This window comes from Candidatus Neomarinimicrobiota bacterium, assembly GCA_036476315.1.
Classification (GTDB): Bacteria; Fidelibacterota; Marinisomatia; order Marinisomatales; family S15-B10; genus JAZGBI01.
This window is the reverse complement of record JAZGBI010000055.1, coordinates 1-5,937: the sequence shown is the minus strand read 5'-3', so window position 1 is coordinate 5,937 and position 5,937 is coordinate 1. Positions and strand designations below refer to the sequence as shown.

Annotated in this window: 6 protein-coding genes and 4 tRNA genes; 3 read left to right on the top strand and 7 right to left on the bottom strand. The window is 48.9% G+C overall.

Annotation, left to right across the window (positions count from 1 at the left end; translation table 11 throughout):
• On the top strand, positions 1 to 424 hold a 424-nt coding region (locus tag V3U24_05385; GenBank protein ID MEE9166876.1), incomplete at its 5' end, for a hypothetical protein.
• A gap of 2,055 nt (positions 425 to 2,479) precedes the next feature.
• Here the strand turns inward: V3U24_05385 and V3U24_05380 are convergent.
• A tRNA-Leu gene (locus tag V3U24_05380) sits at positions 2,480 to 2,565 on the bottom strand.
• Positions 2,566 to 2,575: 10 nt separating this feature from the next.
• Positions 2,576 to 2,649 (bottom strand) — tRNA-Cys (locus V3U24_05375).
• A 137-nt stretch (positions 2,650 to 2,786) separates the two neighbouring features.
• On the opposite strand from V3U24_05375, the gene V3U24_05370 reads away from it, so the two are divergent.
• Positions 2,787 to 2,993, top strand: a complete 207-nt coding sequence (locus V3U24_05370; GenBank protein MEE9166875.1) for a hypothetical protein — start codon at positions 2,787 to 2,789, stop codon at positions 2,991 to 2,993.
• 170 nt (positions 2,994 to 3,163) lie between these two features.
• Here V3U24_05370 and V3U24_05365 read toward each other — a convergent pair.
• The 5 genes from V3U24_05365 to V3U24_05345 all read right to left on the bottom strand — a co-directional run bounded on the left by V3U24_05365 (position 3,164) and on the right by V3U24_05345 (position 5,576).
• Positions 3,164 to 3,236 (bottom strand) — tRNA-Gly (locus V3U24_05365).
• A 188-nt stretch (positions 3,237 to 3,424) separates the two neighbouring features.
• Positions 3,425 to 3,865 (bottom strand): MauE/DoxX family redox-associated membrane protein, encoded by a 441-nt coding sequence (locus tag V3U24_05360; GenBank protein MEE9166874.1) that lies wholly within the window; start codon positions 3,863 to 3,865, stop codon positions 3,425 to 3,427.
• On the bottom strand, positions 3,862 to 4,353 hold the full coding sequence (locus V3U24_05355; protein ID MEE9166873.1) for a rhodanese-like domain-containing protein: 492 nt from the start codon (positions 4,351 to 4,353) through the stop codon (positions 3,862 to 3,864). Before V3U24_05355 ends, V3U24_05360 begins: the two co-directional genes overlap by 4 nt.
• Positions 4,350 to 5,255: a hypothetical protein gene (locus tag V3U24_05350; protein MEE9166872.1), complete on the bottom strand. Its 906-nt coding sequence runs from the start codon at positions 5,253 to 5,255 to the stop codon at positions 4,350 to 4,352. Before V3U24_05350 ends, V3U24_05355 begins: the two co-directional genes overlap by 4 nt.
• A gap of 165 nt (positions 5,256 to 5,420) precedes the next feature.
• Complete coding sequence (locus tag V3U24_05345; protein MEE9166871.1) at positions 5,421 to 5,576, bottom strand: hypothetical protein; 156 nt, start codon at positions 5,574 to 5,576, stop codon at positions 5,421 to 5,423.
• A 136-nt stretch (positions 5,577 to 5,712) separates the two neighbouring features.
• On the opposite strand from V3U24_05345, the gene V3U24_05340 reads away from it, so the two are divergent.
• Positions 5,713 to 5,785, top strand: a tRNA-Ala gene (locus V3U24_05340).
• The last annotated feature ends 152 nt before the right edge of the window (positions 5,786 to 5,937 follow it).

Genomic DNA, 5,937 nt, shown 5'->3' with positions numbered 1-5,937 from the left:
TGGTAAGCGCTCGCAAAGACCTATTCTCAATAACGGCGAAATTGTTTTCACCTACAAGGAGGCCTCTAAACTTGAATTGCGCCCAGATCAATTCAGGGACGCTCTGGACAGTCTTATTGAGAAAGGTTTCATCGAAATTACACACCAGGGGGCCGGTCAGGGTGATCCCACCCTCTACTATCTTTCCAGCCGTTGGGAGAAATGGCCGACAGAGGACTTTGATCCGGTTCCGCCTGGCTGCCGACGACGCAAGAATACAAGTGGTCGGTCGGGCTGGACGGTTTACCACAAAAGACAAAAATCCGCTACGGAAAAACGTATCACAATTAGTACGGAAAAACGTATCACAAAGGGAAATCTGGCCGATTTGAGCTATGGAAAACAGTATCACAACAAAGATAGAAGATATAGCCTAACGGAATGAAAAACAATGAGATGCATTAAATTCTGGCCATTTCCAATTTGCGCTACAGAAAACCGCAGCGTTCTCAAGATATACCATACCAGAGTTAGGCGGGCAAATTGGAAAAGCGTCGATCTTATCCTTACAGACGTCTTGCCATGGGGAAAGCCCCTTGATTTGGAACTCATGTCGCGAGAGTTTGACCGAATCTTGAAACCCACCGGCCAGGTGACCATATTCGCTTCTTTCCGATCGTGGGTAAAACTGGTTCACAGAAAATGCTATCGACCACACGGTGGGGCTGGTTTCATAAAACTGACCGATTTTCTTATTGGTTTGCTGAGATGACGGTACAATCTAAGCTCAGATGTTCACTCAGCCTTCATTACTTCTCAGTGGTACGGTTCCACGTTTCGGCCGAAAAGATTGTTCCAATAATCCGGTGTTCTGGGTGCGGCTTGGAGAAGCAGGGAACGATTCCTTCATCAATCAACAGTAAAGACAATGAGACTGCTGCACAACCGACCCTGCGAATTAAGTATTGACTATTTGATTTTGATTATGTAGTGTCGAGATACAATGACAACAAAAAAGAAACAATATGGTCGCATAACATCCCTTAGAATTCCGGTAGAATTGTGGAAACTACTTGAAAAAGAGGCAAATCACAATTTTACCTCCGTAGCGTCAGTAATTGTCAAGGCTGTCGCTTTCTACTATGAATCCCAGGGTAAGTATAAACGGCCATCAAAACATTAGAATTGAGATTGAGAGGAGACCATGCCTTACCGTCGCAAAGCAGTCAAGGTCTATATCCGTAAGGCCAAGCACCAATCTTCCAAGAAGACTAACCCGAACGCCGGTATCTATTCCTGGAATCTTGTTTGGACAGACGAAACTGGAAACCGATGCCAGAGAACGATCCAGGGCACCAGGAAAGATGCTGAGACTGAAGCTTTTGCTGTAAGCCTGAAACTCCAGAAGATTCTGCAATTGGGGCCGGAGGAATACGAGAGCAGACAGAAAGAGGCCACTGCCTTGGAGGATGCCCCGTTGAGGTTCTGGGAGGAAAAAGAAAAAGAAGGCAGATCCAAGGATACCCTAAAGGAGTTCAAGAAGAGTTGGCAATATTTCTGTGAAGCAAACCGGGACGATCCCTTGTTCAGGAGAGCAAGGGAAAAGGGGACTGTTGGGGGCCTAAACCCCAAACACTTGAGAAATTTCCTGGCCTATCTACGTTCTTCATCGTTTGGCAGAGATAGGAACAGCTACATAACCCCGCACAGCCAGGGCAAGTACCTTAGACATCTTAAAGCCTGTTTGAGATGGCTGTATCAGAACGATTACGTGCCAAAGGATCCGACAAGAGGAGTGAAGGGCCCTGCCCTCCCGAGTGTAAACGTGACGTCGCTGACTCCTGAACAGGTTCAATACGTCTTGGAGCAAACCCCGTTATACCCAAGGGGGGATGAGATTTACGCCTTGATCCTTGCCTATCTGTATTTTGCCTGCAGAGCCACGGAGATATTGCTTCCATTGCTCACCTGGGATCGATTTCACGGTCGCTATGTGGAGAGGCCGAACTTGAAGCAGAAAAAGGCGGAAGTGGAATGGTTAACGATCCCTCTGATCGGAAGTGACGGAGAGGAGCTACGGACGATCCTGGAACAACGTTTGAAGGACAAGAAAATGTGGCCTGCCCCCTTCCCCTATTCCTACTCTCAAGTCCGCCACCTGACTGAAGACTATTTCAAGAGCATTGGGATCCGGTGTAATCTTAAAACGCTCAGAAACAGCGGGGCAACGCTTCGCGTGTTAACGGGACAGTCACTTAGTGCTGTATCTTCCCTACTTGGCCACAGCTCCACCCTGGTAACGTCAAAATACTATACTGACAAAGAACAATTGCGGGGAGACGTGGCCGGATCGCTGGACATTACTTCTCGTCTGAAGAAAATTTCCACCACCTTGAGCGCTGAAGGTGGTGGAAGAAATGAGCCTTCCACCAATTTCCACCACCAATCACGGCAAGAAAAAAATCCGGAAGAATCGGGATTTCTCGTCGAGGATTTTCAGTACCGGAGGCCGGACTTGAACCGGCACGGCCCTTCTGGGCCAGCGGATTTTAAGTCCGCTGCGTCTACCAATTCCGCCACTCCGGCACGGGGAAAGAGGCGTCGATCGGATTCGAACCGATGAATAGCGGTTTTGCAGACCGCCCCCTTAGACCGCTTGGGTACGACGCCATTTCCACGGAAAATTTAACCGCTGAAAGTAGGGATTCCAATGATGCAAACCCCATAACTCCCGTGACAACACGTAGTCCACATGTTGACTATGAGATGACACATTTGTATTTTGTGCCACCGAACGGCGAACTTCCATGAAGCGGATTTACCTGAGGATACTCGATATCGATCAGTTCGACACCGCCAAGATTTCAGATGAACAAGGTGCCACCCACTGTATCGAAATAGAAGACGAAGATTATGACAGTGCTCTGAATTTTATCTGGAAATATTTAGACAAGATCCGGCCTTATCTTCCCCTGGATCCTGGTACCATGTCCTCAAGACAAGCACAGGGATAAGCGATAATCTGGGATCTGCGTGGAAAAACCCCGCAGGTGCGGGGTTTTCGTTTTGAGCGAGAGACGCCCCGACTTGTCGGGGGAACCCGCGACGGCAGAAAGTAAGAATCCCAGTTCTGAAATCGAATCAATTCCTCCATCTTTTTCCCGTAAGGAAACGATATTCTTTGAGCGAGAGACGGGACTCGAACCCGCGACAGCCACGTTGGCAACGTGGGGCTCTACCAGCTGAGCTACTCTCGCATAAAACTTGCGCTTCTCACGTCCGCACCACCACAGAAGGAGCAGAGAATCTCACAACGCAACCCGCGATCCCGACACATCGGGAGCAACGCGGAGCTCTACTCCCGATTCAATCGGGAAGCTACTCTCGCATGATATGGGAATCGGGAAGAGAATTCATTAAAAATTTAGGCCGGCGGATAGGAGTTTCAAACGGATTTGGGGTAGATCTCCAACGGCTTTTCCACCCGACGCCAAATCACGTACGCCATTCCCAGCCAAACGAAATCTTCCACAATTCTTCTGACTCCGACTTTTGAGGCATCCTTGAAACATCCGCATTCGATATCCAGGCCGCGAACGGTGGCCTGCGACAACGCTACGATGAACACCACCATCATTCCCATCGTAAGAAAAGCGGCACCATCTACAAGAAGTCCAAGAATGAGACAAGCTCCCACGAAAAACTCTAACCACGGTAAAAGAATGGCGAGAAGATTTGAGGAATAAAATGGGATCAGTTGGTAGTTCGCGATCACTCCGCTGAATTCGGAAGGATTGGCAATCTTATCAAAACTTGCATAGATCAGCATGACACCGAGAGCCATCCGGAATGCGACAACTACCCACCTTCTATTCAAGAATGTCAAGGGCCTACCTCGGTCGGATAGCCAGCAGCCTCCCAATCGGGCCACCCGCCCTCAAAAACGAACACCTTCGTAAACTCCCAGTCAAGCATCAGGTTTTCTGACAGTTCCAGACTGAGGTCGCATCCACGGCCGTCGCAATATGTCACCAGTGGATCGATTGGAAAGAACTGAGAAGCAATCTGAATGATAGACAGATTTTCAGCTCCACGAACATGCCCTTCCCGGAACTCCTCCTCATCCCTGGCATCGATGAATACAACACCCATGTCGAACAACTGCTTCGCCAGGTCAAGATCGATCAACACCGGAGCAGCGAAAACCGTCCCTTCCATAAGAAGAGAATCAATGTCCGAAACGTTTTCGCTTGTCATCATTTCCTTTTCTGCGATAAGGGGAATGCCGCCGCTTCTCAAAGCGTTATAGCCTAAGCCAAACGTAAAGGATAGGGCCAGAATCATGAGACCCTGACCTATCTTCGAACTGCTCATTGAATGGACGTGCGGACTCTTGGCCTGGGAGACCCTCGAGTCGCGCGGGTCGCATCGCGACCGGGGGATGAGTTGGAGGTTTTGTCAGCGACCTCGATTCGGTCGCACTCGGCAAGGGTTTTTTCAACCATGGCCAGTAATTGAGGGTTGTCCTCCACCTCCTTCGTCATGGGTACAAAATCAAACCAAAGCGTGCTCTTCAATTCAGCCAGCCTTTTTTCAATGGATTTCTTCTCTACCGTGATCTGATGGATTCGATCAACCATTTCGGGACTGTCTTGATAAATCTCCTCGAGTTCCTTTGACGGATCCTTTTGACCCATTCTTTTCAGTTGTCTCGTTATGAAAGCTTCTCTCCACTTTAACGTGGAGACATCGATGAGTTCTTGATTCGCATCCTCAATGTCAAAATGGACGATCCCAAGCGATTTTCCCTGTTTTCCAAGCCGGTATATCCTCGGTCCTGACACACGCTCACTCCTTCTCCGGGCGGGGGTACGGGTGGTGCCGCTGACAAAAATGAAATCCGCCGACACAAGAGAGTCACTGGCGGCAAGGGCCTCTTGGTAGGAGCCGCTAAACAGAACAACCTGGTAATCCGTCTGCCCTTCGAGATCGGCGAGAATCTTCCTTGCCTGATCGATTGGATCGAGAAGGACAACGTCATCGACATGAGCAGGGAGGTGTGTCGTCAAACCGAGCACCCCAAGCCGTAAGCCTGACCTTTCTATGACCCTGAAGGGCTCAAACAGAAGTTCCTTTTTCTCCGCGTCAACAATATTTGCCGAAACGAACGGAAATAGAGCGTTGGAAGCCAATTCCTTGAGAAAGTCTGTACCTTCGGCAAAATCTTTATTTCCAATATTCAGAGCGTCACATCCGATAATGTTGTACCCCTCCACAAGGGTGTTCGCCCTCAGAATTGACTGTTCACGCTGAACCCCGCTTACTTTCTCAACAGAGAAGAAGATGTCGCCCGCGTCAAGGATAATAGGGTCATCCCCATTCTCTCTCAGGCCATCGACGTAGGTTGCTTTTCTCGGCAGACCGCCGTACGGACGATTCTTTCACCCGCACGGGTCCAGTTGACTGTGCACATTTCCAGTGACAACCAGAACCGCCGAACCGGACACTGCCTTGCTCTCGGAACAAGCAGAAAATACCCCAAGCCAGAGTGACAGCGCGGCAACACTCACCACGGTGACCCATTTCGAGTTATTCACATTTGCACTCCTCATCAGGAAACCTAATATACCAATAATTGGAATTAACGACAAAATATCAACTATGTTTCATCGATGAGTGGGTATTTGGCTCTTGGTTCTTTTATCTTTTATCTTTTATCTTTGCTCTTAACAAGGGGCCGTAGCTCAGTTGGGAGAGCGCCTGAATGGCATTCAGGAGGTCGAGGGTTCGAGTCCCTTCGGCTCCACGAGTAATTAACTCTATAAAATTAAAGGGATTAGAAATTGGAATTACCTCCACTATAATCCCTTTTTCTTACCGTCTCATTTGCCGAATCTGACCGTTTTTTACCGTTCTTGACCGCAAATATGTGGATACGGACGGGATACGGGTGCTACC

Bases quoted from the DNA above. Each gene is read 5' to 3' on its own strand.
- V3U24_05370 (MEE9166875.1), top strand. From the start codon at position 2,787: ATGAAGCGGATTTACCTGAGGATACTCGATATCGATCAGTTCGACACC.
- V3U24_05355 (MEE9166873.1), bottom strand. From the start codon at position 4,353: ATGAGCAGTTCGAAGATAGGTCAGGGTCTCATGATTCTGGCCCTATCC.